This is a genomic window from Aminobacter sp. P4_D5, assembly GCF_056401815.1.
The window spans coordinates 18,138-44,198 of sequence record NZ_JBFUIP010000004.1 but is presented as its reverse complement, the minus strand read 5'-3'; the positions used below and the strand labels follow the sequence as shown (position 1 = coordinate 44,198).

The 26,061-nt window shown below is 64.0% G+C and carries 23 protein-coding genes; 11 read left to right on the top strand and 12 right to left on the bottom strand.

Going from position 1 to position 26,061, the window contains the following annotated elements:
* Positions 1-48 precede the first annotated feature (48 nt).
* The 4 genes from AC1DWF_RS01995 to AC1DWF_RS01980 are packed head-to-tail and all read left to right on the top strand — an operon-like array spanning position 49 to position 3,378.
* A complete protein-coding gene (locus AC1DWF_RS01995) occupies positions 49-912 on the top strand; it encodes a branched-chain amino acid ABC transporter permease (RefSeq protein WP_476784091.1) in 864 nt (287 codons plus the stop codon).
* Complete coding sequence (locus AC1DWF_RS01990; protein WP_476841409.1) at positions 913-1,920, top strand: branched-chain amino acid ABC transporter permease; 1,008 nt, start codon at positions 913-915, stop codon at positions 1,918-1,920.
* Positions 1,917-2,681, top strand: coding sequence for an ABC transporter ATP-binding protein (locus AC1DWF_RS01985; RefSeq protein WP_476784089.1), 765 nt, complete (start codon positions 1,917-1,919; stop codon positions 2,679-2,681). Before AC1DWF_RS01990 ends, AC1DWF_RS01985 begins: the two co-directional genes overlap by 4 nt.
* Positions 2,662-3,378 (top strand): ABC transporter ATP-binding protein, encoded by a 717-nt coding sequence (locus tag AC1DWF_RS01980; RefSeq protein WP_476784088.1) that lies wholly within the window; start codon positions 2,662-2,664, stop codon positions 3,376-3,378. Before AC1DWF_RS01985 ends, AC1DWF_RS01980 begins: the two co-directional genes overlap by 20 nt.
* A 15-nt stretch (positions 3,379-3,393) precedes the next feature.
* Here the strand turns inward: AC1DWF_RS01980 and AC1DWF_RS01975 are convergent, their stop codons facing one another.
* The 3 genes from AC1DWF_RS01975 to AC1DWF_RS01965 are packed head-to-tail and all read right to left on the bottom strand — an operon-like array spanning position 3,394 to position 8,658.
* Positions 3,394-6,477: an efflux RND transporter permease subunit gene (locus tag AC1DWF_RS01975; protein ID WP_476788801.1), complete on the bottom strand. Its 3,084-nt coding sequence runs from the start codon at positions 6,475-6,477 to the stop codon at positions 3,394-3,396.
* Between the two features lies 1 nt (position 6,478).
* A complete protein-coding gene (locus AC1DWF_RS01970) occupies positions 6,479-7,543 on the bottom strand; it encodes an efflux RND transporter periplasmic adaptor subunit (RefSeq protein WP_476841408.1) in 1,065 nt (354 codons plus the stop codon).
* Positions 7,540-8,658: an efflux RND transporter periplasmic adaptor subunit gene (locus tag AC1DWF_RS01965; RefSeq protein WP_476788802.1), complete on the bottom strand. Its 1,119-nt coding sequence runs from the start codon at positions 8,656-8,658 to the stop codon at positions 7,540-7,542. Before AC1DWF_RS01965 ends, AC1DWF_RS01970 begins: the two co-directional genes overlap by 4 nt.
* 259 nt (positions 8,659-8,917) lie before the next feature.
* On the opposite strand from AC1DWF_RS01965, the gene AC1DWF_RS01960 reads away from it, so the two are divergent.
* Positions 8,918-9,163: a DUF982 domain-containing protein gene (locus AC1DWF_RS01960; RefSeq protein ID WP_476785854.1), complete on the top strand. Its 246-nt coding sequence runs from the start codon at positions 8,918-8,920 to the stop codon at positions 9,161-9,163.
* Positions 9,164-9,230: 67 nt separating this feature from the next.
* Here the strand turns inward: AC1DWF_RS01960 and AC1DWF_RS01955 are convergent, their stop codons facing one another.
* On the bottom strand, positions 9,231-10,112 hold the full coding sequence (locus AC1DWF_RS01955; protein WP_476788803.1) for an EamA family transporter: 882 nt from the start codon (positions 10,110-10,112) through the stop codon (positions 9,231-9,233).
* Between the two features lie 88 nt (positions 10,113-10,200).
* On the opposite strand from AC1DWF_RS01955, the gene AC1DWF_RS01950 reads away from it, so the two are divergent.
* Entirely contained in the window at positions 10,201-10,689 is a 489-nt protein-coding gene (locus AC1DWF_RS01950) for a MarR family winged helix-turn-helix transcriptional regulator (RefSeq protein ID WP_476782918.1), read from the top strand.
* 168 nt (positions 10,690-10,857) lie between these two features.
* Here AC1DWF_RS01950 and AC1DWF_RS01945 read toward each other — a convergent pair whose 3' ends face one another.
* The 5 genes from AC1DWF_RS01945 to AC1DWF_RS01925 form a co-directional block, all read right to left on the bottom strand.
* Positions 10,858-12,024, bottom strand: coding sequence for a cystathionine gamma-synthase (locus AC1DWF_RS01945; protein WP_476782919.1), 1,167 nt, complete (start codon positions 12,022-12,024; stop codon positions 10,858-10,860).
* Positions 12,021-13,409 carry a pyridoxal-phosphate dependent enzyme gene (locus tag AC1DWF_RS01940; protein ID WP_476782930.1) on the bottom strand — a complete coding sequence of 463 codons (1,389 nt, stop codon included), beginning with the start codon at positions 13,407-13,409 and terminating at the stop codon, positions 12,021-12,023. Before AC1DWF_RS01940 ends, AC1DWF_RS01945 begins: the two co-directional genes overlap by 4 nt.
* A gap of 102 nt (positions 13,410-13,511) precedes the next feature.
* Complete coding sequence (locus AC1DWF_RS01935; RefSeq protein ID WP_476782920.1) at positions 13,512-13,757, bottom strand: hypothetical protein; 246 nt, start codon at positions 13,755-13,757, stop codon at positions 13,512-13,514.
* Positions 13,758-13,835: 78 nt separating this feature from the next.
* The gene (gene ilvD, locus AC1DWF_RS01930) at positions 13,836-15,677 is read right to left on the bottom strand and encodes a dihydroxy-acid dehydratase (RefSeq protein WP_476841407.1); all 1,842 of its coding nucleotides are present in this window, start codon (positions 15,675-15,677) and stop codon (positions 13,836-13,838) included.
* 140 nt (positions 15,678-15,817) lie between these two features.
* The gene (locus AC1DWF_RS01925; protein WP_476782931.1) at positions 15,818-16,675 is read right to left on the bottom strand and encodes a MurR/RpiR family transcriptional regulator; all 858 of its coding nucleotides are present in this window, start codon (positions 16,673-16,675) and stop codon (positions 15,818-15,820) included.
* Between the two features lie 160 nt (positions 16,676-16,835).
* Here AC1DWF_RS01925 and AC1DWF_RS01920 point away from each other — a divergent pair, with 160 nt between their 5' ends.
* Positions 16,836-17,945 carry a Gfo/Idh/MocA family protein gene (locus AC1DWF_RS01920; RefSeq protein ID WP_476841406.1) on the top strand — a complete coding sequence of 370 codons (1,110 nt, stop codon included), beginning with the start codon at positions 16,836-16,838 and terminating at the stop codon, positions 17,943-17,945.
* 26 nt (positions 17,946-17,971) lie between these two features.
* Here AC1DWF_RS01920 and AC1DWF_RS01915 read toward each other — a convergent pair whose 3' ends face one another.
* Complete coding sequence (locus tag AC1DWF_RS01915; RefSeq protein WP_476841405.1) at positions 17,972-18,772, bottom strand: hypothetical protein; 801 nt, start codon at positions 18,770-18,772, stop codon at positions 17,972-17,974.
* 247 nt (positions 18,773-19,019) lie between these two features.
* Here AC1DWF_RS01915 and hrpB point away from each other — a divergent pair, with 247 nt between their 5' ends.
* The 3 genes from hrpB to AC1DWF_RS01900 all read left to right on the top strand — a co-directional run bounded on the left by hrpB (position 19,020) and on the right by AC1DWF_RS01900 (position 23,842).
* Positions 19,020-21,614: an ATP-dependent helicase HrpB gene (gene hrpB, locus AC1DWF_RS01910; protein ID WP_476788805.1), complete on the top strand. Its 2,595-nt coding sequence runs from the start codon at positions 19,020-19,022 to the stop codon at positions 21,612-21,614.
* Between the two features lie 158 nt (positions 21,615-21,772).
* On the top strand, positions 21,773-23,092 hold the full coding sequence (locus AC1DWF_RS01905; protein WP_476788806.1) for an ActS/PrrB/RegB family redox-sensitive histidine kinase: 1,320 nt from the start codon (positions 21,773-21,775) through the stop codon (positions 23,090-23,092).
* 189 nt (positions 23,093-23,281) lie between these two features.
* The gene (locus AC1DWF_RS01900; protein WP_476841404.1) at positions 23,282-23,842 is read left to right on the top strand and encodes an ActR/PrrA/RegA family redox response regulator transcription factor; all 561 of its coding nucleotides are present in this window, start codon (positions 23,282-23,284) and stop codon (positions 23,840-23,842) included.
* A gap of 117 nt (positions 23,843-23,959) precedes the next feature.
* Here the strand turns inward: AC1DWF_RS01900 and AC1DWF_RS01895 are convergent, their stop codons facing one another.
* Positions 23,960-24,460 carry an MmcB family DNA repair protein gene (locus tag AC1DWF_RS01895; protein WP_476782927.1) on the bottom strand — a complete coding sequence of 167 codons (501 nt, stop codon included), beginning with the start codon at positions 24,458-24,460 and terminating at the stop codon, positions 23,960-23,962.
* A gap of 275 nt (positions 24,461-24,735) precedes the next feature.
* On the opposite strand from AC1DWF_RS01895, the gene AC1DWF_RS01890 reads away from it, so the two are divergent.
* Positions 24,736-25,356, top strand: a complete 621-nt coding sequence (locus tag AC1DWF_RS01890) for a L,D-transpeptidase (RefSeq protein ID WP_476782928.1) — start codon at positions 24,736-24,738, stop codon at positions 25,354-25,356.
* Positions 25,357-25,486: 130 nt separating this feature from the next.
* Here the strand turns inward: AC1DWF_RS01890 and AC1DWF_RS01885 are convergent, their stop codons facing one another.
* The gene (locus tag AC1DWF_RS01885; RefSeq protein WP_109578126.1) at positions 25,487-26,059 is read right to left on the bottom strand and encodes a NifU family protein; all 573 of its coding nucleotides are present in this window, start codon (positions 26,057-26,059) and stop codon (positions 25,487-25,489) included.
* Positions 26,060-26,061 lie beyond the last annotated feature (2 nt).

The window sequence follows — 26,061 nt, the reverse complement described above, 5'->3', positions numbered from 1 at the left end:
CAGAGCCCGGACGCCACCTTGGCTTCCGGGCTGCTGCTGGATAAAACGATGCAAACCGTTTTCAGTGTTGGGATCGACGCCCTTGCCTATGGCATGGTGCTGTTCGTCATCTCGATTGGACTTTCGGTGACCATGGGCTTGATGCGCGTGGTCAACCTCGCCCATGGCGCATTCGCCATGATCGGCGGCTATATCGCCTCTTATGCCACCCAAACGCTCGGCTTCGGCTATGGCGTGGCGATCCTTGTCGCGGTGGTCGGCACCATCATCATCGCCATACCTGTGGAGCGGTTCCTCTATCGCCGCATCTATGGCGCGCCTGAACTCACCCAGGTGCTGATGACCATCGGCATCACCTTTTGCGTCATCGGCATCGCCAACTATGTCTTCGGCCCGACGCTGAAGACAATTCCTTTGCCTGAGACGCTGCGCGGACCGGTCGATCTCGGTTTCCGCTCGATTGCCGCCCACAAGCTGTTCGCCATCGCATGCGGCGTGGCTGTTGCGGGTGCCCTGTGGTTCCTGATCGAAAAGACCTCCTTCGGCGTCAAGCTGCGCGCCTCGGTCGACAATGCCGCCATGGCCGCATCGCTGGGCGTGCGCACCAAGATCGTCTACGCGGTCAGCTTCGCAGTCGCTGTCGGCCTTGCCGCTTTCGGAGGGATCGTCGGTGCCGAGCTTCTGCCGATCGAGCCCTATTACGCGCTGCGCTACATGGTCACTTTCCTGGTCGTCGTTTCGGTTGGCGGTGCTGGCTCCATCCCCGGCGCGCTGCTTGCCTGCTTGCTGCTTGGCGCCATCGACACCACCGGCCGCTATCTTTTGCCGGAATATGGCGAGTTCTTCTTTTATCTCGCCGTCATCGCGATCGTCTGCGTCTTCCCGCGCGGCCTGTTGGGCAGGAGCAAGTAGATGGCTGCCATCGAAAACACCGCCACTGCCAAGGATGCCGCCGCGCGCCCGAACTGGCTCGTGCGCGACCTCATCGGCCTGGCCGTGATCCTGGCCGTGGCCGCCATCGGCTACTTCCTGTTTCCCAACAATCTGGCGCTGCTGACGCGCATCCTCGGCGTTGCCCTGCTGGTTCTGTCGATCGATCTCGTCACCGGCTTCTGCGGCGTCGCCACGCTTGGTCATGCCGCCCTGTTCGGCGCCGGCGCCTATGCCTCGGGCATTGCCGCCGTGCACTTCGGCATCACTGATCCGCTTTTGATGGTCGTCGTTGGCGCCATCGGTGGCGCGCTCGCCGGAATCGTCTCCGGTGCGGTCATCCTGCGTGGCCATGGGCTGGCGCAACTGGTGCTGTCGATCGCCGTCGTCCACCTGTTCCACGAGGCCGCCAACAAGGCCTCGGCCTATACCGGCGGCAGCGATGGCTTGTCCGGTATCTCGCCTGATCCGATCTTCGGCATGTTCGCCTTCGATCTCTGGGGCCGAACGGCCTATGGTTTCGCCGTCGCACTGGTGGTCATCGCTTTCATCGTGCTGCGCCTGATCACCCGCTCGCCTTTCGGCATGCTGTGCCGCGGTATCAAGGAAGACCCGATCCGCATTCGCGCCATGGGCGCATCGGTGCAGGGCACGCTGCTCAAGATGTATGTCATCTCGGGWGCGGTCGCCGGCGTCGGCGGCGCGCTCAACGCCATCTCCACCCAGGTCGTCGGTCTCGACTCGCTAAGCTTCACGCTGTCGGCCGAGGCGCTGGTCATGCTGGTGCTCGGCGGCACGGGGTCGCTCTACGGCGCGCTCATCGGCACCGTCAGCTTCATGTGGTTCGAGGACTTCGTCTCGGCGGCCAACCCGTTCCACTGKCTTACCATCGTCGGTGCCCTGCTGATCGCTGTCGTGCTGTTTGCGCCGCGCGGCCTCTACGGCACGGCACTCACGCTGCTCGATCGTTTCAAGGGTGCTGCCAAATGAGCCCCGTCTTCCAGGTCGAAAACCTGAAAAAATCCTTCGGCGGCCTCGCTGTCACGCAGGACGTCTCGATCACCATGAACCCCGGCGACCGCGTGGCGCTGATCGGCCCCAACGGTGCGGGCAAGACCACCTTCGTCAATCTGGTCACCGGCCATCTCGAACCTGATTCCGGCAAGGTCATGCTTGGCGGTAACGATGTCACGGTAGTTGGGCCGACACTGCGCGTCCGCCAGGGCCTCGTCCGCTCGTTCCAGGTCACGCGCCTGTTCCCCGACATGACGCCGGAAGAACACCTGGCACTGGGCGTCATGCAGCGCACTGGCCGCACTGGCCGCATCTTCGGCCATTTCCACTCGATGCCAGATGTCATGGCCGAGGTTGCCGAGCTGTTGCGCACGCTTGGTCTCGATCACATCGCCACCCGAAGGGTCAGCGAGATCGCCTATGGCCAGCAGCGCCTGCTGGAGATTGCGCTGGCGCTGGCGCTCAAGCCCAAGGTGCTGTTGCTCGACGAGCCGGCGGCAGGCGTTCCGCAAAGCGACACGCCGCGCATCGAGGCTGCCCTTGCCGGCCTGCCATCCGACCTTGCCGTGCTGATGATCGAGCACGACATGGATCTCGTTTTCCGCTTCGCCAAGCGTGTCATCGTCCTCGCCGCCGGCGCCATCATCTTCGACGGCTCGCCCGGGGATGTCACCAAGGATGCGCGTGTGCGCGAAGCCTATCTCGGAAGCTACGCCAATGACCGCAGCGCCGCTTGAAGTCAAAGACCTGAGCGCCGGCTACGGCCCGACGCGCGTGCTGGAGGACATCAGCTTCTCCGTGGCTGCCGGTTCGCGCCTTGCCGTGCTCGGCCGCAACGGCATGGGCAAGACGACGCTGCTCGCTACCATCGCCGGCCAGACCAAGCGCTATGGCGGCTCGATCCGCCTCGGCGGCACGGACATGAGCAGCCAGGAAAGCGCGGCGCGCGCCCGCAGCGGCCTCGGCTACGTGCCGCAGGCGCGCTGCATCTTTCCCTCGCTTACCGTCGAGGAAAACCTCTTCGTCGGGCTCAAGGGCCGCGACCGCTCGGCGATCGAAGAAGCCTATGACATGTTCCCGCGCCTCAAGGAGCGCCGCAAGAACCTCGGCTCCCAGCTTTCCGGCGGCGAGCAGCAGATGCTGTCGACCGCGCGCAGCATCCTCGGCAAGCCGAGCGTGCTGTTGCTCGACGAGCCGCTGGAAGGCCTGGCCCCGGTCATTTGCGAAGAGCTGATGGTGGTGTTTTCGAAGCTCGCCTCGGGCGGCGAAATGACGGTCGTTCTGGTCGAGCAGCGCATCCAGAGCGCGCTCGATTTCGCCGACCACGCCATCATCCTCGAGCGGGGCCGGATTGCCTGGTCGGGTACGCCCGTCGAGCTTGCCGCGCAGCCGGAAATTGTCGAGCGCCTGCTCGGCGTCGGGGGCCTGCACTGACCCATGCGGACGGGCCTATGCGGCCGGCACCACTGCGGGTTCTTGGTCCGGTGCGTTTTCCGTTGGTTCTTTTAGCCTGAACCAGGCGACATAGAGTGCTGGCAAAAACAGCAGCGTGATCGCCGTTCCCGCCAGGATGCCGCCCATCATCGCATAGGCCATCGGCGCCCAGAAAACCTCGCGCGCGATCGGGATCAGCGCCAAGCTGGCTGCGGCCGCCGTCAGCGCGATCGGCCGCATGCGGTGCTCCGATGCCTCGATCATCGCGTGCCACCGGTCGGTGCCCGTCGCGATCAGTTCCTCGATCTGCACGATCAGGATCACCGAATTGCGGATCAGGATGCCAATAAGGGCCAACACGCCCAGCACTGCCACGAAACCCAGGGGCTGCCCGGTCGGCAGCAGCGCCGCCACCACGCCGATGAGGCCGAGCGGTGCAACGGCCACGACCAGGAACAGCCGCTGGAAGCTTTGCAGCTGGATCATCAAGACGGTCGCCATGACAAACAGCATCAACGGAACAACGGCAATGATTGGCCCCTGGCTTTTGGCGCTTTCTTCAACCGTGCCGCCGGTGGCAACCGCATAGTTTGGAGGTAGCTTGGCGATGAATGCGTCGACCGTCGGTTTCAGTTCGGCAACGACGGTGTCGGGCAGCGTGTTGCCGACCAGCCCGGCTTTGACCGTGATCGTCGGCATGCGGCTGCGCCGCCAGACGGTCGGCTGTTCGATCTCGTAGTGGACGTCGGCGACGGTGGCGAGCGGGATCGCCTCGCCGTTTCCGGTCGGGATCTGCAGGTTGCGCAACGTCTCGATCGAGCCGCGCTCGGCCTCTTCGGCGCGCACCACGACATTGATCAGATAGGTTGCGTCGCGCACTTGAGTGATGGCCACACCACCGACAACGCTGTTCATCGCGCTGGCGATGTCCTGCGACGTGATGCCGAGCTGGCGCGCCTTGTCCTGCAGGACGTCGACTTTCAGCACGCGTGACGGCTCGTTCCAGTCGAAGCTCGGCGCCTGCAGCTTCGGATTGGTCGAGATCTGGGTGGCGAATTGCTGCGACAGCGTGCGTACCATCTGAATGTCGGGGCCGCTGACGCGATACTGCACCGGCCGTCCAACAGGCGGACCAAGCTCCAGGGTCTTCACGAAGGCATCAGTGCCGACAAATTGTTCGCGCAGGATCTTTTCGATCGCCGGCTGCACCCGGTGCCGCGCTTCGAGATCCTTTGTGACGATGACGGTCTGGCCGAAATAGGGATTGGCCGGCTGTACGTCATAGGCCAGCACGAAACGCACCGCTCCCTGGCCGATGTAGGAACTCCAGTGATCGACGTCGGCATTGCCCTTGAGCGCCATCTGTTCGAAGCGCTCCATCTGGGCGCGTGTCTCGGCGATCGAGCTGTTTTGCGGCAGGTTCCAGTCGACGATCAGTTCCGGACGATCCGACGGCGGGAAGAACTGCTGCTGCACGAATGTCAGCCCGAACACCGACACGGCAAACACCGCGATTGTGGCGAAGATGGTGATCCAGTGGCGGCGCACAGCCAGATGCAGGAGGTGCGAGAAGCCGGCAGCGACGCGCCCTGGCTTCTCGCTGTGTTTTTTCATCGTCGCCGGCAACAGCGTGACGCCGAGCAGCGGCGCAAACAACACCGCAACGATCCACGACAGCAGCAGCGCCGCGGCGATCACCACAAACAGCGTATAGGTGTATTCGCCGGCCTGGCTGGTGTTGAGCCCGATGGGGATGAAGCCCGCCACCGTGACCAGCGTGCCGGTCAGCATCGGAAAGGCGGTCGAGGTGTAGACATAGGTCGCGGCTTTTCGCAGTGAATCGCCGACCTCCAGCCGCGCCACCATCATCTCGACCGCGATCATGGCGTCATCGACCAAAAGCCCGAGCGCGATGATCAGGGCGCCGAGCGAAATGCGCTGCAGCGAAATGCCCATATAGGCCATGACCAGGAAGGTGATCGCCAGCACCAGAGGGATCGACAGCGCGACAACGAAACCGGCACGCATGCCGAGGCTGACGAAGGAGACGGCGAGCACGATCGCCACCGCCTCGAAAAGCGCGCGGGTGAAGCCCGAAACCGCTTCCTCGACAATCACCGGCTGGTCGGCAACGAGATGCACGCCGACCCCGATCGGTAGGTCGCCCGTCACCTCGTCCATCACCTTCGCCAACTCAGCGCCGAAATCCAGAAGGTTGGCGTTGGGCTTCATGCCGATGGCAAGTGCGATCGCCGGCTCGCCATTGACGCGAAACAGCGACGTCGGCGGATCGACATAGCCGCGGCTGATTGTGGCCACGTCGCTCAAGCGGAAAAAGCGGTCGTTGACCCTGAGGTTGATCGCCCTCAGGCTCTCCTCCGAGGTGAACTGGCCGCTGACACGCACCGCGATGCGCTCTGGCCCGGCCTGGATCACGCCAGACGGCGACACCGCGTTCTGCGCCTGCAGGCTTTCGATGACGGCCTGCTGGTCGAGGCCCAGCGCCGCGATCTGCCTGGTGGAGAATTCGAGGTAGATGACCTCGTCCTGTGCCCCGACAAGTTCGACCTTGCCGGCATTGGGGATGCTGAGGACGCGCGTGCGCACCGTCTCGACATAGTCGCGCAGCTGACGCATCGTCAGCCCGTCGGCGGTGAAGGCATAGATGTTGCCGAACACGTCGCCGAAACGGTCGTTGAAGAACGGCCCCTGCACCCCTTGCGGGAACTGCGACCTGATATCGTTGACCATGTTGCGCACTTCCACCCAGGTGGGGGTCACATCGCGCGCCTTGGTGGTCGGCTTGAGATTGACGAAGATGAGCGTCTGGCCCGCCGTGGTCACGCTACGGGTGTAGTCGAGGCTTTCAAGCTCCTCGAGTTTCTTTTCGATCCGGTCGGTCACCTGTTGGGTGGTTTCTTCGACCGAGGCGCCGGGCCAGTTGGCCTGGACAAGCATCGTCTTGATGGTGAAGCTGGGGTCTTCCTCGCGCCCCAGATGCAGATAGGCGAAAACGCCCGCGATCGTGAAGATCAGCATGAAGTACCAGACCAGGGATCGGTGGTTCAGCGCCCAGTCGGAAAGATTGAAACCCTTCACGCTATGCCCCTTCCGGAATTCTGACTTTCTGGCCTTCTGCAAGGCTGTTCACGCCTGCCGTCACGACCCGGGTCCCTGGCTCGATGCCGTTCAGCGTGAAGCTGACGCCATCCCTTGTCCGCMCTTCCACATCATGCAGGCTGACCGTCGACGCCGTGGGATCGACCACCCAGACAAAGTGCTTCCCGTCTTTTTCAAGCAGCGCCGAGAGCGGCAGGTCGATCGTCTCGTCCGCCCGGGACACTCTTGTTGCCGTCACCGTCGAGCCGAGCCGGAATGCCGTTGGTGGGTCGGCGAGCGCCAGCCGTACCCGTCGCGTCCGCGTCGCGGCGTCGGCCTGCGGCGCGATTTCGCGGATGTGGGCTGTCGTGCGCAGCGAAGACAGCGTCTGCAAGGCCACCTCGAACTCGTCGCCAGTGTTGAGCCTGCCGACAAGCTGGTCGGGGATGTCGACGACAGCTTCGCGCGCATCCGAGCGCGCCACGGTCACCACMATCTGTCCCGGCGAAACCGTCYGGCCAACCTCGGCGCCCGTTTCCGTCACGATACCGTCGAAGTCCGAAAAAAGCCTGGCATAGCCGAGTTGTTCGTCTGTCTTGGCAAGGGCCGCACGTGCGCGCTCGACATTGGCCGAGGCGGAATCGAGCGCCTGCTTGGCGGAATCGTAAACGGCTTGCGATGTGTTGGCCTCGGCGAGCAGCGCGCGCTGGCGCTCTTCGCTGGCGGCAGCGTTGGCGAATTGCGCTTCCGCTGTCGACAGGTCGGCACGCGCGGCTTGCGATGCCAGTTCGAGCGAAAGCGGGTCGATGGCGGCTAGGGTCGTTCCCTTGGTCACCTGATCGCCGACACTGACATCGCGTGCCACCAGCCGTCCGAGCAGGCGGAAAGCGAGATCAGCGGAAAACTGGGGCTGGATCGTGCCGACAAAACCTAGTGCTGTGTGTGCTTGCGGCTGGACCACCTGCGACAGCACTGGCCGGATGACCTCCTTGGGTGCCGGCTGCTCCTGGCTGCAGCCGGCCAATGCCAGCGCTGCCATGATGCCGAAGGACGTAACGGACTTCATGGCGCGACCTCCACGACCTGGCCGGGGCTCAACAGCTGGCCACCTTGCGCGACCACGGTCTGTCCGATTTCCAGTCCCTTGGCGACCACGACGATACCGGAAGCGAAAGACTTCACCTCGATGGGCACCATCGTCACCACCTTGGTCGCGGGATCGACGGTCCAGACCGCGGGCTGGCCACTGTCCGACATGAGCGACTGCCACGGCAGCACGATCGATGGTTCGGGTTCGGACACGATTGTGCCTGTGATCGCGGCTCCCAGCGGCATTTCGGCCGGCGTGTCGGGTACCGCCACCTTGACCCGGATCGAGCCTGAGGCAGGATCGACCGCTGGCGAGACCTCGCGCACCTGGCCTGCCGCCTCGATCTTGGGGTCGGAAATGAGCGCGATCCTCACCGCCGGTGCCACCGGGTTGCGCGCCACCAAAGCTTCATCGACGTTGAACACAGCGTCGCGGTCGCCATCCTCGGCGACGGTGAAAACCGTCTGGGCTGCCTGCACCACCTGGCCGACCTCGACAGTTCGTGCTGTCACCACGCCGTCGGCGCTCGACTTCAGGTCGGTGTAGGTAAGCCGGTCCTCAGCGTTGGCCAGCTGGCTTTGTGCCGCTTGCACGCCACCTTGGGCGACGCGCTGCGCCTGGTCGGCGAGATCGTAGTCGCGCCGCGTTGTGAAGCCTTGGGCGAGCAGGGTCTTTTGGCGGTCGAAGGCCGCCGTGGCCTGGCGCAGCTGCGCCTGCGCCGCATAAAGGCTCGCTTGCGCTGCCCTCACGTCCGACTGCTGCTCCTGCGGGTCGAGCCGAGCCAGCACCTCGCCCTTTGTCACGCGCTGGCCGATATCGACCCTGCGTTCGGCGACGCGACCACCGACCTGGAACGACAGGTTGTTGAGGGTACGCGCGGCAATGACGCCGGTCAGCGACGTCGCTGGCGCAAAATCGGACAGCTTGACCTCGACCGAGCGCACCAAGATCGGTTGCCGCTCTGCTGCCTCCTGCTTCTGGCAGGCGGCGAGGGTCAGACAAAGCGCAAGCATGGAGAGGAACGGGGGAGAAATGGCGTATGCCGGCGTTCTGCCAGGCGCGCCTGACGGGACCGGGTTCATGGGTCGCATGTACACCCCCAAATCGCTTCGACCCACGCTACGACGCCGAATACAATCCGGCAACGCCTAGTTGCTTTGTTGTCGGGCCGCAGACGCGTGTTTGGGGTCACGGTTTAAGGAATTAACACGGGTGTGATTTTTGACGGTGTGAGACAGGGAACCGGAGCAATTTCGGTGCGTTGAAAGGGGCATTGCAGAACATCCGACCCGAAGTGGGGAGCCGGTTGGGGAGATCGGATGCTCGAACGGAAAGATGCCGGAGACCATTATGGATCGCATGCTTTTTGACCATCCCGTCTCGGTTCGCATCGGGCCGGAAAGCACCCGGCGCGAGGTCACGACCGTCAAGGGTGCCTATGAGGCGCTGGTCGACTGGCCGCACGCCAAGCGCAGCGGCCCGCTCTATCGCGAGGCGGTGGCCACCGTCTCCGCCGCCCTTGCCGGCACCCGCACGCGCGAGGCGGCCAAGCGCGCTTTTGAGGCTGCGGCTGAAGAAATTGGCATCCTGACCTGACTTTTGGCGATGTAGCCGTGCATCGTTCGCAAAGGCGCAGCCGTCAACTCCTGCCGCGAGTAGGCCGTCAGCCCGTCGCGAGCTTGGTCGGGGCGGGCTTGCCCTGCTGGGCGCGCTGGCTGAGCCAGACGCTGCCAAGTACCACGACCATGCCGAATATCTGCGCTGCGCTGAGCGACTGGCCGAGCACCGACCAGCCGAGGATCACGGCGGTCATCGGGCTGAGGAAGCCGAGCGACGACACCACCGATGGCTCCAATCGCGAGATGCCACGGAACCACAGAATGTAAGCAAAAGCCGCACCGATCAGGCCAAGCCAGGCGAGGCCGAGCAGGTTGGCGGTTGTCAGTGAAGGCAGCGACGGTTCCAGCCAAAGCGCAGCCGGCAGCAGGAGCACGCCGCCGGCGGTCAGCTGCCATGCCGTGAAGGTCAGCGGTGAGACAGGCGGCTGCCAGCGGCGGCTCAGCACCGTGCCCGCGGCCATCGACACGGCACCGGCCAGACCGGCGACGATGCCGATCGGATCGAGCGCCGCATTCGGCGTCAGGATCAGCAGTGCCACGCCGCCCATGCCGGCAATCGCAGCCATGATGGACATCGGGCGAATGGCCGAGCCGAGCAGGGCGCGGGCGAGCAGAATGACGATCAGCGGCTGGATCGCGCCGACAGTCGCGGCAACGCCGCCGGGCAAGCGGTAGGCGGCGACAAATAGCAGCCACCAGAAGATCGAGAAATTGAGCGCGCCGAGCACCAGAACCCGGGCCCACCAGATGCCATGCGGCAGCTGCCGGACCACAAGCAGCAGCAACAGGCCGGCAGGCAGCGCCCGCAGCATGGCCACCGTCAGCGGATAACTGGCGGGCAGGAACTCGGTCGTCACCAGATAGGTGCTGCCCCAGATCGCCGGGGCGATGGCCGTCAAAAGCAGGTCGGTGTTGCGCGTCGTCATCGCTGCATCTCTCTTGAGATCAAATATCTTGATATCAAGGTAATATAGATTCTCTTGACGTCAAGATATTATTTCTCGATGGTGCGGCATGGATCGCGTTGATGACATTCTTGCCCAATGGAACCGGGAACGGCCCGACCTCGACGTTGCGCCGATGGGCCTGATCGGCCGGTTGACGCGGCTCTCGCAGCATCTCGGCCGCGAGATGGAAAAGACCTTCGCAGCGCACGGGCTGAACTATGCCAGCTTCGATGTGCTGGCAACGCTGCGCCGCTCGGGACCGCCTTATGCGCTGTCCCCCGGCGACCTCTCCGCCACCATGATGATCACCTCCGGCACCATGACCAACCGTGTCGACCAGCTGGAAAAGGCAGGGCTTGTCGCGCGCACGCTCAATCCCGGCGACCGCCGCAGCTTCATCGTCTCGCTGACCGAAAAGGGTTTTGCCACCATCGACGCGGCCGTGGCCGACCATGTGGCGACGCAGACGCGCATCGTTCAAATGCTATCCGCCCAGGAGCGGGCAGCGCTCGATGCGCTGCTGAGCAAGTTCCTGGTCGGTTTCGAGAGCGCCTGACGTAACAAGCAGACGATAGCGCCGCCCCTCATCCCCCTGCCGGGACCTTCTCCCCGTAAGTACGGAGGCTGGTCGCAACGCCGACGYCCCCCTCTCCCCGTTYTTCACGGGGAGAGGGTAAGGGTGAGGGGCGAGCGCAAGCCTCCCAGACGAGAGTAGAGGGGAAAATCACCCCGCCAGCGCTTGCTCAAGGTCGGCGATCAGATCGTCGCCATCCTCGATGCCGGCCGAYAGCCGCACCAGCGAATCCGAAATGCCGATTGCTGCGCGTTTTTCCGCCGGTATCGAGCCGTGCGTCATCAGTGCCGGATGCTCGATCAGGCTTTCAACACCGCCGAGGCTTTCGGCCAGCGTGAACAGCTGAGTCCGTTCGAGGAAACGCTTAGTCGCAGCGAGATCGCGGTCGAGTTCGACTGTGATCATGCCGCCGAAATGATACATCTGTGCCTTGGCAATGGCGTGCTGGGGATGGCTTTCGAGACCGGGATAGATCACCCGGCGCACATCCTTGCGGGCCTCCAGCCAGCGCGCGATCTTCGCCCCATTCTGCGAATGGCGCTCCATCCTGAGCGCCAGAGTCTTGATGCCGCGTAGAGCCAGAAAGCTGTCGAACGGTCCCGAGATCGCGCCGATTGCGTTCTGCAAAAACTTCAGCTGGTCGCGCAGATCCTTGTTGTCGCCAACGACGACACAGCCGCCGACCATGTCGGAATGGCCGTTGAGATATTTCGTCGTCGAATGCACCACGATATCGATGCCGAGTTCCAGCGGCCGCTGCAGATAGGGGCTGCAGAAGGTGTTGTCGGCGACCGTCAGCACGCCCTTGCGCCTGGCGAGTGCCGCAACGCCTTCGAGATCGACCACGCGCAGCAGCGGATTGGTCGGCGTCTCGACCCACAACATCTTGGTCTCGGGGCGGATAGCGGCTTCGACGGCGGCAAGATCGGTGAAGTCGACGAAGCTCACCTGCAGTCCGGCTGTACGCTTGCGCACCCGTTCCAGCAGCCGGAACGTGCCGCCATAGATGTCGTCGGTGGCAACGATATGCGCGCCTGAATCGAGCAGCTCGAAAACAGTGGCGATGGCCGCCAGCCCCGAGGCGAAGGCGAAGCCGGCGCTACCGCTTTCGAGATCGGCGATGGCGCGCTCGAAGGCAAAGCGCGTCGGGTTCTGGCTGCGGGCGTATTCAAACCCCTTGTGCACGCCGGGGCTCTGCTGGCCATAGGTGGAGGTCGCATAGATCGGCACCATCACAGCGCCGGTCGTCGGGTCATGGCTCTGGCCGCCATGGATGGTGCGTGTCGAAAAAGCCAGCCGGTTCTTCGCAGTGGTCATTTTGCCCGCCTGAGATGGTTGATGAGGTCGACGCGGGTGATCAGCCCGATGAAGTCTTCGCCGTCGAAGATGATTGCCACTTCGTTGCGGTCGAATATCGGCAGCAGCGCATCGAGCGTCTGATTGGCCTGCAGCGTGTGCAGGTCCTTGCTCATCGCGGTTGCGACCGGTGCGTTGAAGCGGTTCCAGCGGCTGTCATAGGGGCCCTCGACAACCGCCAGGATGTCGCTTTCGTCGACGATGCCGACCAGCTTGCCCTCGTCGAGCACCGGCAGTTGCGACACGTCCCCGCGCCGCATCCGGCCATAGGCGGTGAGCAAACTGTCGCCAGGGCTGACAAACACTGTGCCGCCTTCGCGGTGAGAACGCGCAACGAGGTCGCTCAAATCGCCATGTTGTTCGCGCTCATCGAGGCCCTGTTCGGCCAGCCAGAAATCGTCGAACACCTTGGACAGGTATTTGTTGCCGCTGTCGCAGACGAAGGTCACGACGCGCTTCGGCGTCTTCTGCTCGCGGCAGTAGCGCAGTGCCGCCGACAGCAGCGTGCCCGACGACGAGCCGGCCAAGATGCCTTCCTTGGCAAGCAGGTCGCGCACCGCCAGCATGCTCGCCTTGTCGGTCACCGAATAGGCCTTCTTGACCAGTGAAAGGTCGGCGTTCGGCGGTACGAAATCCTCACCGATGCCTTCCACCGTCCAGCTTCCCGCTTCTTCCATCTTGCCGGTCTTGATCAGCGGCGCCAGCACCGAGCCGACGGGATCGGCCAGCACCATTTCCGTCTTGGGAGAAACCTTGGCGAAGAAGCGCCCGAGCCCGGTCAGCGTGCCGCCTGAGCCGACACCGACCACAACCGCATCGACGTCGCCCTCAAGCTGCTCCCAGATTTCCGGTCCGGTCGTGGTCTCATGCGCCTCGGGGTTGGCCGGGTTGGCGAACTGGTTGACGTAAAACGAGCCGGGAATTTCGGCTGCGATCTTCTCGGCCATGTCCTGGTAATATTCGGCATGGCCCTTGCCGACGTCAGAGCGCGTCAGCCGAACTTCGGCGCCGAGCGCGCGCAGGTGCTGGATCTTTTCACGGCTCATCTTGTCGGGCACGACAAGGATGATGCGGTAGCCCTTGGGGATGCCGACCTGGGCGAGCCCGAGCCCGGTATTGCCGGCGGTCGCCTCGACGATGGTGCCGCCGCGCTTGAGCTTGCCCTCGCGCTCGGCCGCGGCGATCATCGACAGCGCGATGCGGTCCTTGATCGAGCCGCCGGGGTTCTGGCTTTCGAGCTTGATGAACAGCCGGCACGGCCCGGTGTCGAACTGCGTCAGCTCGACGACAGGTGTTTCGCCGATCAAATCGAGCACGGATTTGAAGGGTGGATTGAGACGGGCCATGGCGGCTTCTCCCTTCGCAGTCATCGAGCTTACCTCATGTCGGGCGGGCGGGCACCCGCCGTGCGGTTGATCCTCGGCCGCATCTGGCCAGCATCGGCGCATTTATCTGTGAGGGCCGGTTCTAACAAAGGTAGGGAATTTCAATTCGGCGGCCATCTTGAGAAGGAAAATCTCAGGTGGCCGTAGAAAATCCGCGCGACACGCAATCCATTTCGCGCGGGGGGTGTTGACCCTCAACTTGGTGAAGCGCCAAAAAGGGGCGGCATGGTCGACAAAATCTAGACCACAGGCGAAGTCGCCAAGCTCGGCGGCAGCTCGGTTCGAATGGCGCTGGATCAACGATGCCATGGCGGAACTTCCTGGTCCCGCAAAGACAAAGGGCCCGCACTCGGTGCGGGCCCTTTGTCATTTCAAAATCTCTTGATCTTACTCGAAGTCGCCGAGGTCGCGCACCGCGCCGCGATCTGCGGACGTTGYGAATGCCGCATAGGCCTTCAGCGCCTTGGTCACCTTGCGCTTGCGCACCTCCACCGGCTTCCAACCCTTGGCGTCCTGTTCGGCGCGGCGGCTTGCCAGTTCGGCCTCGTCGACGCGCAGGCTGATGGTGCGGTTGGGGATGTCGATGTCGATGATGTCGCCCTCGCGCACCAGCCCGATCGTGCCGCCATTCGCCGCTTCCGGCGAAACGTGGCCGATCGACAGGCCGGACGTGCCGCCGGAGAAGCGCCCGTCGGTGAGCAGCGCGCAGGCTTTGCCGAGGCCCTTCGACTTGAGGTAGCTGGTCGGATAGAGCATCTCCTGCATGCCGGGGCCGCCCTTTGGGCCCTCGTAGCGGATAACCACCACGTCGCCGGCCACGACTTCATTGCTGAGGATCGCCTTGACCGAAGCGTCCTGGCTTTCGAAGACGCGAGCGGGGCCAGAGAATTTCAGGATCGACTCGTCGACGCCGGCGGTCTTCACCACGCAGCCGTCGCGCGCGATGTTGCCCTTGAGTATGGCAAGGCCGCCGTCCTTGGAGAAGGCATGTTCGGCCGAGCGGATGACGCCCTTTTCGCGATCGAGGTCGAGCTCGTCCCAGCGTCGGTCCTGGCTGAAGGCTGTCTGTGTCGGCACGCCGCCGGGAGCAGCGAGATAGAAGTCGCGCACCGCCTGGCTCTTGGTCCGCGAGGTATCCCAATGATCGATGGCTTCGCCGATCGTTGCCGTGTGTACGGTCGGCAGGTCGCGGTTGAGCAGGCCGGCCTTGTCGAGCTGGCCGAGGATGGCAAAAATGCCGCCGGCGCGGTGCACGTCTTCCATGTGCACGTCGGCCTTGGCGGGCGCCACCTTGCACAGCACTGGCACCTTGCGCGACAGGCGGTCGATATCGTCCTGGTCGAAGTCGATCTCGCCTTCAATGGCGGCGGCAAGGATGTGCAGCACGGTGTTGGTCGACCCGCCCATGGCGATGTCGATGGCCATGGCGTTTTCGAACGCGCCCTTGGAGGCAATATTGCGCGGCAAAACGCTAGCGTCGTCCTGCTCGTAATAGCGCTGGGCGAGGTCGACGATCAGATGTCCGGCCTCGACAAACAGGCGCTTGCGGTCGGCGTGCGTCGCCAGCGTCGAGCCGTTGCCGGGCAGCGACAGGCCGAGCGCTTCCGTCAGGCAGTTCATCGAATTGGCGGTGAACATGCCCGAGCACGAGCCGCAGGTCGGGCAGGCCGAGCGCTCGATGACCTTGACGTCCTCGTCCGAAACCTTGTCGTCGGCGGCGGCTACCATGGCGTCGATCAGGTCGAGCGCGACGGTCTTGCCGGCGACCACCACCTTGCCGGCTTCCATAGGGCCGCCGGAGACGAACACGGCGGGGATGTTCAGGCGCATCGCAGCCATCAGCATTCCGGGCGTGATCTTGTCGCAATTGGAGATGCAGACCATSGCGTCGGCGCAGTGCGCGTTGACCATGTATTCGACGCTGTCGGCGATGAKCTCGCGGSTCGGCAGCGAATASAGCATGCCGTCATGGCCCATGGCGATGCCGTCATCGACSGCGATGGTGTTGAATTCCTTGGCCACGCCGCCGGCCGCCTCGATCTCGCGGGCGACCAGCTGGCCGAGATCCTTGAGATGCACGTGTCCCGGCACGAACTGGGTGAAGGAATTTACCACCGCAATGATCGGCTTGCCGAAATCGGTGTCCTTCATGCCGGTGGCGCGCCAAAGGCCACGGGCACCCGCCATGTTACGGCCGTGTGTGGTGGTGCGCGAACGATAAACAGGCATGGGGCTCTCTCATACAATAGATGGCTAACAGTGGGATTGAGCCACTATCGCCCTTGCGTCAACTATTTTTCGCCTGAGGGGCATTCTGGCATGACAACAGCGGGAAGCTGCCATGCACCGAGCGCAGCTCAACTGCTGGCTCAGCCCCTGGAATTGGCGGATTTCCTGCCCTTTCGGCCGCGCCTCAGTTCGGCGACGCCGACGGTCAGCCCCATCGCCAGCGCCATGGTCGCGGCCAGCGAGCGGAAGCCGCCGAAATCGGCTTCAGCCACCTCGAACCACACCTTGGCGAACTGCGCCAACGGCGAAAACGCGCTGTCGGTGATGGCGATGACCGGCACGTTGTTCGCCGACAGAATTCGCGCCTCCTCGATGGTCGCCGAGGCATAGGGCGAGAAGCTGATGGCGATCACCGCGTCCCTGGACGAGGCAAACGAGATGATCTCGGGGCTGAGGCCCGAGGCGGATTCGATCAGCTGGCTGCGCACCCCGAGCTTGCCCAGCGCATAGGCGATGTAGCTCGCGACCGGATAGGAGCGGCGGCGTGCCAGGATGTAGATCGTCTCGGCGCCGTTGAGGATATCGATGGCGCGGTCGAGGGTTTCGTCGTCGAGATTGCGCGACATCACGTCGAGCGACTTGCTGGCGGCAGCCAGGAAACCGTCGACGATGCGGCGGTTGGAGGTGCCTTCGTCGGCATCGCCGCGCACCACGGTCAGCCGTTCCTCGTAGGATGTCGTGCGCTCCCTCAGGCGCTCGCGAAAAACCTGCTGCAGGCTGGTGAAGCCGTCATAACCAAGATGCTGGGCGAAGCGGATCAGCGTTGAGGGCTGCACGCCCGCCGATGTCGCGATGCTGGCGGCAGTGCCGAAGGCGATCTCGTCGGGATTGTCGAGCGCGTAGGCAGCCACCTGCGCGATGCGCTTGGGCAGCGACTGGCGGCGATCGAGGATCAGCGCCCGCAAGGCCTCGAAATCGCGTGGCAGCGCCTCCGACATCGTCTCGTTCATCTGGTCCATTCCGTCTCCGCCCATTGCAACATATCGATGCCGCGGCCGCCTGTCCAAATAAAATGAACTGTATGTTCCATTTTCGACAAAATTCGACTATTCAGTCCGTCAACGGCAATGCCACTTCTATAAACCGGGAGAGCGTGAAGTGACAGGTGTAGGACTTATCGGAACCGGCTTCATGGGCAAGTGCCACGCGCTCGCCTGGAATTCCGTCAGCACCGTCTTCGGCGATGTACCTCGGGTTCGGCTCGCCCATCTTGGCGAAGCCAATGCCGATCTCGCGGCGAGCCGCGCCACCGAGCTCGGTTTCRCAAAATCCTCGGGCGACTGGCGCGCCGTGCTCGCCGATCCCGAGGTCGACATCGTCTCGTTGACCACGCCCAACCAGTTCCATCCGGAGATGGCCATCGCCATCCTTGAGGCCGGCAAGCATCTGTGGTGCGAAAAGCCGATGGCGCCCACCCTTGCCGAGGCCGAGGCCATGGCGGCTGCGGCCCGCAAGTCGGGCAAGGTGGCCGTGCTCGGCTACAATTACATTCAGAGCCCGACCATCCGGCACATCCGCAAGCTGCTCGACGAAAAGATCATCGGCGAGGTCAACCATCTCCGCGTCGAGATGGACGAGGACTTCATGGCCGACCCCGACGCGCCGTTCTTCTGGAAGCATGAGGCGACATCAGGCTACGGCGCGCTCGACGATTTCGCCGTCCACCCGCTGTCGCTGATTTCAGCCCTGTTCGGCCGCGTCGGCTCGGTGATGTGCGATATGGCCAAACCCTATCCGGACCGGCAGGTTACGGGTGGCGGGCGCCGCGCGGTCGAAACCTACGACATCGCCTCGAGCCTGATCCATCTTGAAAACGGCGTGTCGGGCACACTGCTGGTCAACCGCTCCGCCTGGGGCCGCAAGGGCCGCATCCAGGTCCAGATCTTCGGCTCCAAGGGTTCCATCGTCTTCGACCAGGAGCGCTTCAACGAAATCCAGCTCTACGTCACCTCCGACCGGCCGACCGAGCAGGGTTTTCGCACCATCCTCGCGGCACCCGTCCATGCGCCTTATGACAAGTTCATCCCAGCTCCCGGCCACGGCCTCGGCTTCAACGATTTGAAGACCATCGAGTGCCGCGAACTGCTGTCGCGGATCGCTGGCCAAGCCGCCCATGTCATCGACTTCGACGAAGGGCTGGAGATCGAGCGCACCGTGCACGCTATGGCTAAGTCATTCGCCGAGCAGAAGTGGGTGAAGGTGAGGTAGGGAAGGCTAAAGCGCTTCCGTAGCCCTCATGGTGAGCCTGTCGAACCACGAGGGCGCTGGGCACCATGTCCAGTTTGCCCCAAAACCCATGGTTCGACAGGCTCACCATGAGGGTTTCGGGGGAGCCCCGCCGCAGCCCAACCCATCTGCACCACATAAAACGCCAGCAATATCGCGGCGTTGAGTTCGAGCACTTCCTCGACGGCGGMGAACGCGCGCGATGATGCGGCGATGTCGATCACCTGCGCCAGCCCGATGAAGCCGACATGCAGGAAAAGCAGCACGTGGCCTGAGAGCCATGTCGACGCCCCGCTTATATTGCGCGCGATCTGGCGCAGGGCGAACAGCAGCAGTCCCGCCGATATTGCGAGCATCAGGCCAACCAGAATCCAGGCGAGATTTGGGCTGATGCCCAGTAAAAGCCGATAGGCCAGGATCAGCAAATCGTGGAAGCCGTCGAGTTGTCCGCCGCCATAAAGCGGCAAAGGCTGGAACCCGAACAACCGGGAGCCGAAGCTGGTTTCGTCCAGAAGCTCGGCAAGCCCGATCAGGCCCGCCAGCACCAGCGGCACGCGCATCCCGCGAAGCGCCGTTGCGACACTTGCTCCGATCACGGCGACGGCCAGGAAAACCACAGTTCCAGTCTCGACGATGCCGTCCTCTTGCAACAGCAGCGAGCGGATGCCGGGCGCAATGATTGCCGCCAGTGCCGAGGCGACGGTGACCGCCCCGACAAGCGCCACGGCACAGGCAAGGAACCGGAACTGTTCGCCCCGCCGAGACCCCACCGGCACGTCGCCAACCAAAGGATGCACCATCTGCGCCATGGACCCTCTCCTGTCGCAAAACTATCAGGGAGCCGTCACATATTGTCCGTTTCGGGCAGGGGAAGGGCGACCAGCTGCCGGATCGATCAATCCTCGCGACGTACCGTAAGACTAGGCTGCAGCCTGCCGACACGTCGGGTCGAAACTCAGACGGTGCAATGACCGCACGGCGCTTGGGTGTCGTCCCTTGTTGCCTCCTGCCTGCTTCCGCTGATATTCGACCGCAGACGACGCCCGGAACGATTTCATGACCAAGCTTCCCGACCTGCCGGTGACGGCGGTCCTGCCGCAACTTGCCGAGGCTCTAGCTTCCGGCAACAGCGCCGTGCTGGTCGCCCCGCCCGGCGCCGGCAAGACCACGCTCGTTCCCTTGGCATTGCTTGATGCGTCCTGGCGCGGCGATGGCAAGATCATCCTGCTCGAACCGCGCCGGTTAGCTGCCCGCGCCGCAGCACGACGCATGGCTTCGCTGCTCGGCGAAGAGCCGGGTGGAACGGTCGGCTATGCCATGCGCATGGAAAACAAGGTCAGCGCGAAGACAAAAATCCTCGTCGTCACCGAGGGCGTTCTGGCCCGCATGATCCTCGACGATCCCGAGCTTCCGGGCGTGGCCGCCGTGCTGTTCGACGAATTCCACGAGCGCTCGCTCGACGGCGATTTCGGACTTGCGCTGGCGCTCGACGTGCAAGGCGCGCTGCGTCCCGATCTCAGGCTCGTGGTGATGTCGGCGACGCTCGACGGGGCGCGTGTGTCCAGACTGCTCGACGGTGCGGCGGTCATCGAAAGCCAGGGCCGCAGCTTCCCCGTCGACATCCGCTACGACGAGCGCCCGGCAGGCGTTTCAGTCGAGGACGCGATGGCCAAGGCGATCCGCGACGCGCTCGCCGATGAGCCGGGAAGCGTGCTTGCCTTCCTGCCCGGCCAGCGCGAAATCGAGCGCACCACTGAGCGCCTCGCCGGTCGCGTTGGTGCAGACACTGACATCGTGCCGCTCTATGGCATGCTCGACGGCAAGGCGCAGGATGCCGCGATCAAGCCGGCGCCCGCCGGCCGCCGCAAGGTCGTGCTCGCCACCTCCATCGCCGAGACTTCGATCACCATCGACGGCGTCCGCGTCGTCGTCGATTCCGGCCTGTCGCGGTTGCCGAAATACGAGCCGGCGAGCGGGCTCACCCGGCTTGAAACCGTGCGCGCCTCGCGCGCAGCAGCCGACCAGCGCGCCGGTCGCGCCGGCCGCACCAGCCCCGGCGTTGCCGTGCGCCTCTGGCGCGCCGAGCAGACCGCCGCACTGCCTGCCTTCTCGCCACCCGAGATCCTTGAGGCTGACCTCTCCGGTTTTTTGCTCGACTGCGCCGCCTTTGGTGTCGCCGATCCGACCACGCTTGCCTTCCTCGACCCGCCGCCAGCACCGGCATTGGCCGAGGCGAAGGCACTCCTCATCGAGCTTGACGCCATCGACGCCGACGGTCGCCTGACGGCCGCTGGCCAGGCCATGAGAAAACTCGCTTTGCCGGTCCGTCTCGCCCACATGGTCGCCGAAGCGGCGCGCCAGGGTGCAGCCGTTGAGGCGGCACAGCTTGCCGTCTTGATGACCGAGCGCGGCCTGGGCGGCGACAGCGCCGACCTCGAACGCCGTCTGCAGCGCTTCCGCAACGAGCGCTCGCCGCGCGCCAACGCCGCCCGCCAGCTGGCGGAACGATTGGCGCGGGCTGCTGAAAAAGCCGCCCCTCACCCTTACCCTCTCCCCGTGAAGGACGGGGAGAGGGGGGCACAAGCGTTGCGGCCATCCTCCTTCTCCCCGTCCTTACGGGGAGAAGGTCCGTCAGGGGTTGAGGGGCAGCGCGAACCTGCGCGAGGAGCTGCGTCGGCCGAAACTCTCACCCCCGGCACGCTCCTTCTCCTTGCCTGGCCCGATCGGGTCGCCAAGGCGCGTGGCGAGCGTGGCCGCTTCGTGCTGGCCAATGGCAGCGGTGCCGCTGTCGACGCCGCCGACCCGCTGGCCGGCGAGCTCTATCTCGTCGTCGCCGATCTTCAGGGCAAGGCGCAGAACGCCCGCATTTCGTCAGCTGCCGCCGTCTCGGAAGCCGATATTCGCACCATCCTTTCTGCCCATCTGGAGAGGAAAACCGAAGCCAGCTTCGACAGGGAAAAGCGCTCGGTGCGCGTGCGCGAAACCGTCCGCATCGGCGCTGTCACCCTGTCGGAACGCATGCTGCCCGCACCCAAGGGCGAAGAGGCCGACTGCGCGATCCTTGAAGCGCTGCGCACCCACGGCCTCGACCTGCTCGACTGGGGCAAGGAGGCCGAGACCTTGCGCCAGCGCCTGTCCTGGCTGCATCGTGGTCTGGGCGATCCTTGGCCCGATATGTCCGACCAAGCCCTGCTCGACCGCCTCGAAGACTGGCTCTTGCCCTTCCTGCGTGGCGAGGCCTCCTTTGCCCGCATTGGCGCGGGCACACTTCACGATGGGCTGATGTCGCTTGTCCCGCACGACCTGCAGCGCAAGATCGGCACGCTTGCGCCCACCCATTTTACGGCGCCGTCAGGCAGCCATGTGCCGATCCGCTATGACGGTGAATGGCCGGTGCTGGCTGTGCGCGTGCAGGAGCTGTTCGGCATGTACAAACACCCCTCGATCGCGGGCGGGACGGTCGCGCTCACGCTCGAACTTCTGTCGCCGGCGCATCGCCCGATCCAGACGACGCGCGACCTGCCTGGTTTCTGGCGTGGTTCATGGGCCGACGTGCGTTCCGACATGCGCGGCCGCTATCCCCGCCACGTCTGGCCCGACAATCCGCTGGAGGCTCAGGCAACCGCCCGCGCCAAACCGCGCGGTACCTAGAGCATGATCCCGAACCGAAGGTCCGCGTAGCGAACCAGTGGAGGCCGGTTTTCGAACAAGATCATGCTCCAGCTAAAAACTAGGGGCTTCGTCCCGTTTCTTTCGGGACGAATGCCCTGGCTCTTGGCGGCGGGCCGCGTCCAGCGCATATAGCGCAGATGAACACGCGCACGCCCGACCTCCAGCACAGCCACCGGCTCCGCCTCAACACGCTGATCCGCCTGCGCTGGCTGGCGATCGTCGGCCAGAGCATCACGGTGATCTTCGTTGCGTACTGGCTCGAGTTCCCGCTGCCGGTCAGCCTGTGTTTTGCCCTTATTGCCAGTTCCGCCTGGCTCAACCTGTTCCTGGCCTTTCGCTATCCGGCCACGCATCGGCTCAATCCGTTCGCGGCCTTTGGCATCCTGGCCTTCGACAGCCTGCAGCTCGCCGGACTGCTCTACATGACGGGCGGCTTGACCAATCCGTTTTCGCTTTTGATGACGGTGCCGGTCGTCATCTCGGCGACGTCGCTGCCGCTGCGCCTCACCACCATCCTTGCTGGCCTTGTCATCGTCATCGTCAGCCTGCTCGCCTTCTTCCACCTGCCCTTGCCCTGGTATGACGGCATCGAGCTTGCCATGCCCTTCATCTACACATCGGGCATCTGGATCGCGGTGTGCTGCTCGATCGCCTTCACGGCCATGTATGCCTTCCGTGTCGCCGACGAGGCGCGCCTGCTTGCCAATGCGCTGGCTGCAACCGAACTGGTGCTCCAGCGCGAGCAGCATCTGTCGGCGCTCGATGGTCTCGCCGCCGCTGCCGCCCACGAACTCGGAACACCGCTTGCCACCATCACGCTGGTCGCCAAGGAAATGGAACGCGCGCTCGGCAACGATCCGAAATATGGCGAGGACGTCACCTTGCTGCGAAGCCAGAGCGAGCGCTGCCGCGAGATCTTGAAGCGTCTCACCAGCCTGTCGTCGGAGGGCGAACAGCATCTTGCCCGCCTGCCGCTGACCTCGCTGGTCGAAGAGGTCATCGCCCCGCACCGCGACTTCGGCATCTCGATCAAGCTCGACCCGGGCGAACGCATCGGCCCCGAACCTGTCGGACATCGCAACCCGGGCGTCATCTACGGTCTCGGCAATCTGGTGGAAAACGCCGTCGACTTCGCCCGTAGCCACGTGACGATCCGCTGGAGCTGGGACGCAGACGATGTCAGCTTCTCCATCATGGACGACGGCCCTGGCTTCCCGCCCGATATCATCGACCGCATCGGCGAGCCCTATATGTCGACCCGCCAGGGAGCCGAACCCGGCGGCGGTCTTGGCCTTGGCCTGTTCATTGCCAAGACCTTGCTCGAGCGTTCAGGTGCTGAAATCACCTTCACCAATTCGAGCGTGCCGGGCGAGGGGGCTGTGGTCGAGATCTCGTGGCCGCGCGCCGCTTTCCTCAGTCCGCTGCCGGCCGGGTCGACGATGTTCGACTCTGCCTGAGCCTTGCCTGAGCCTTGAATGACGCGCAAAGGACGCTGCACCAATTGAATTTGGGGCGTGATCCCTCCCGAAAATCGGTTTCAATTTTCGGGTCATGCACCCGGCCATTGGACATCGCGGCTTTGCACCTATATCTGCTTGTAAAACCATAAGAACGACTGGGATCAACGACAAAAAGGATCAAAGGCGATGACCACCCAGGACATTGCGGCCGGGTTGCCGGGCGAAGACCATTCATTGTTGCTTGTCGATGACGACAAGCCATTCGTGACGCGCCTGGCACGCGCCATGGAAAGCCGCGGCTTTGTCGTCGACACCGCCGAGAGCGTCGAGGAAGCGGTCGCTAAGGTGCGCGCCAGTCCACCCGCTTACGCTGTTGTCGACATGCGCCTGGGCGACGGCAACGGCCTCGATGTCGTGTTGGCCATCCGCGAGCGCCGCGAAGACACCCGCACCGTCATCCTGACCGGCTATGGCAACATCGCCACCGCCGTCACCGCCGTGAAGCTTGGTGCGATCGACTATCTGTCCAAGCCGGCAGATGCCGACGACGTCTATGCCGCGCTCACCAACGCCGCGGGCGAGYGTGCCGCCCCGCCGGAAAACCCGATGTCCGCCGATCGTGTCCGCTGGGAGCATATCCAGCGCGTCTACGAGATGTGCGAGCGCAATGTGTCGGAGACCGCGCGCCGGCTCAACATGCACCGCCGTACACTCCAGCGCATTCTCGCCAAGCGGGCGCCGCGCTGAGGAAGGGAGTAGGGGAATAGGGCAGTAAGGCAGTAAGGCAGTAAGGCAGTAAGGCAGCAAAGTCTGCCCAGCGGCTTTTCTTACTCCCCTACTGCCCTATTCCCCTACTGCCTTCTCTTACTCACTCTCCCCCTCCAGCGCCGGCACCGAAACGCCGGCGAGTTCGGCGGAGAGCAGGCGGGCGGCACCGGCGCGTGCGATGCGCAGCATCAGCGCCTTGCGGGTCGCAGCCACCATGCGATGCTCGGGTGCGTCGCGCATGATTTCCGCGCCATAGCCGTCTGAAAGGATGAATCCGCACTCCTCGGGGAAAATCTCGGCCGGCACGTCGGGATGGGTAGCAAAGAAGAAACGGTCGGAATGCAGCCGGTAATCTGGCCATTTGCGGTCGACGCGGAAATCCTCGATCGACGACTTGATCTCGATGATCCAGATGTCGCCCTGGCGCGTCAGCGCCACAAGGTCGGCGCGCCGACCGGTCGCCAGCGACAGTTCGGGCAGCACATGTGCGCCCATCTGCATGAGCAGGCGCTGCACGCCGCGGCGCACAAGCATGGCACGTTCGGATTGGCGACCGTCGATGAGCGGATTCGAAGCAAGTGGTGAGATGATCGGCATGGACCAATCATCGCATCATTTGTTCACGTTTTGAACCCGCTCGCTGGATTATTCCAGACCCATTTCCGCTCACGGATCCGTTACCGCTCCTCGTTGAATTTCATGCCTTTTCCCGCGATACGTGTTGCCGAAATGCCATATCGAGGCACTAACGTTTGTGCACGAATGGTTTATGCCCCTGCTTCCTCTTGGCAAGCAAAAGGCTGGGGCCTTAAGGATGGTGGCAAAAATGAGGCCGAATCGGCCCGGACGCCGCACCAGCTTGGGAACAGCATATGCGATTGAAGTCGTTTGCCATTGTCGCCGCCCTGGCGCTCACTACAGCGCTCGCGGGCTGCTCGACGGACGGCGTTTCGCGCATGTTTTCCAACGACTATGGCGGGCGCACGGATGCCGGCTATCAGTTGCCGACCATTCCGATCAACAAGGTCCCGAGCAAGTATCACCGTCAGCTGGTGCGCTACGAGACCGACCAGAAGCCGGGCACGATCGTCATCGATACCGGTGAGAAGTTCCTCTATCTCGTCGAACCGGACGGCAAGGCGATGCGCTACGGCATCGGCGTCGGCCGCGAAGGTTTCGAGTGGCAGGGCACCGCCCGCATCGCGCTCAAGCGTGAATGGCCGACCTGGACGCCTCCTGGCGAGATGATCCAGCGCCAGCCCGAGCTCGCCAAATATGCCCGTGGCATGGAGCCCGGCCTGAAGAACCCGCTCGGCGCGCGCGCGCTTTATCTCTTTAACAAGGGCGGCGATTCCGGCTACCGGCTGCACGGCACGCCCGAGTGGAACTCCATCGGCAAGGCGATGTCGTCGGGCTGTATCCGCTTGATGAACCAGGACATCATCGACCTCTACAACCGCGTCGAAGTCGGCGCCAAGGTCATCGTGAAATAAGCGCGAACCGTCCAGGCAACACGGACGTCGCAAACGAAAAACCGGGCACTTTGGCCCGGTTTTTTGTTATTTGGCGTTCTCACCGAGACCCTGTTGGGCATTCGTCCCGCAGTAGAATTGTCGGGCAGCCTCAGACCTGTTCGACCTGCTGAACCTCGGGCACGAAGTGGCGCAGCAGGTTCTGGATGCCGTGCTTGAGCGTCGCCGTCGACGACGGGCAGCCGGCGCAGGCGCCCTTCATGTGCAGGAACACGGTTCCGTTTTCGTAGCCACGGAAAGTGATGTCGCCGCCGTCCTGGGCAACGGCCGGGCGCACGCGCGTGTCGAGCAGTTCCTTGATCGTCACCACGATCTCGGCGTCGGCCTGGTCGAAGAATTCATTCTGGTCGTCGTGATGGCCACCACCACCGGCAGCCTGGCCGGCCATGACGGGCGCGCCCGACATGAAGTGTTCCATGATCGAGCCCAGGATCGCCGGCTTCAGGTGCTGCCAGTCGGGACCGTCCTTGGAAACGGTGATGAAGTCGTAGCCGAAGAAGACGCCGGTGACGCCGGGAATGTCGAACAGCCGGCCGGCAAGCGGGGACGCGGCACGTGCGCTGTCGGCATCGCGGAAATCGGCCGTGCCTTCGAGCAGGACTTCCTTGCCCGGCAGGAACTTCAGCGTCGCCGGATTGGGGGTCGCTTCGGTCTGGATGAACATGG

Coding starts and splice junctions, on each gene's coding strand:
- AC1DWF_RS01950 (WP_476782918.1), top strand. CDS start 10,201: ATGGATCGCGTTGATGACATTCTTGCCCAATGGAACCGGGAACGGCCC.
- AC1DWF_RS01965 (WP_476788802.1), bottom strand. CDS start 8,658: ATGCGACCCATGAACCCGGTCCCGTCAGGCGCGCCTGGCAGAACGCCG.
- AC1DWF_RS01955 (WP_476788803.1), bottom strand. CDS start 10,112: ATGACGACGCGCAACACCGACCTGCTTTTGACGGCCATCGCCCCGGCG.
- AC1DWF_RS01895 (WP_476782927.1), bottom strand. CDS start 24,460: ATGCCGATCATCTCACCACTTGCTTCGAATCCGCTCATCGACGGTCGC.
- AC1DWF_RS01925 (WP_476782931.1), bottom strand. CDS start 16,675: ATGTCGGAGGCGCTGCCACGCGATTTCGAGGCCTTGCGGGCGCTGATC.
- AC1DWF_RS01885 (WP_109578126.1), bottom strand. CDS start 26,059: ATGTTCATCCAGACCGAAGCGACCCCCAATCCGGCGACGCTGAAGTTC.
- AC1DWF_RS01995 (WP_476784091.1), top strand. CDS start 49: ATGCAAACCGTTTTCAGTGTTGGGATCGACGCCCTTGCCTATGGCATG.
- AC1DWF_RS01980 (WP_476784088.1), top strand. CDS start 2,662: ATGACCGCAGCGCCGCTTGAAGTCAAAGACCTGAGCGCCGGCTACGGC.
- hrpB (WP_476788805.1), top strand. CDS start 19,020: ATGACCAAGCTTCCCGACCTGCCGGTGACGGCGGTCCTGCCGCAACTT.
- AC1DWF_RS01935 (WP_476782920.1), bottom strand. CDS start 13,757: ATGGCATCGTTGATCCAGCGCCATTCGAACCGAGCTGCCGCCGAGCTT.
- AC1DWF_RS01940 (WP_476782930.1), bottom strand. CDS start 13,409: ATGGCCCGTCTCAATCCACCCTTCAAATCCGTGCTCGATTTGATCGGC.
- AC1DWF_RS01960 (WP_476785854.1), top strand. CDS start 8,918: ATGGATCGCATGCTTTTTGACCATCCCGTCTCGGTTCGCATCGGGCCG.
- AC1DWF_RS01985 (WP_476784089.1), top strand. CDS start 1,917: ATGAGCCCCGTCTTCCAGGTCGAAAACCTGAAAAAATCCTTCGGCGGC.
- AC1DWF_RS01890 (WP_476782928.1), top strand. CDS start 24,736: ATGCGATTGAAGTCGTTTGCCATTGTCGCCGCCCTGGCGCTCACTACA.
- AC1DWF_RS01905 (WP_476788806.1), top strand. CDS start 21,773: ATGAACACGCGCACGCCCGACCTCCAGCACAGCCACCGGCTCCGCCTC.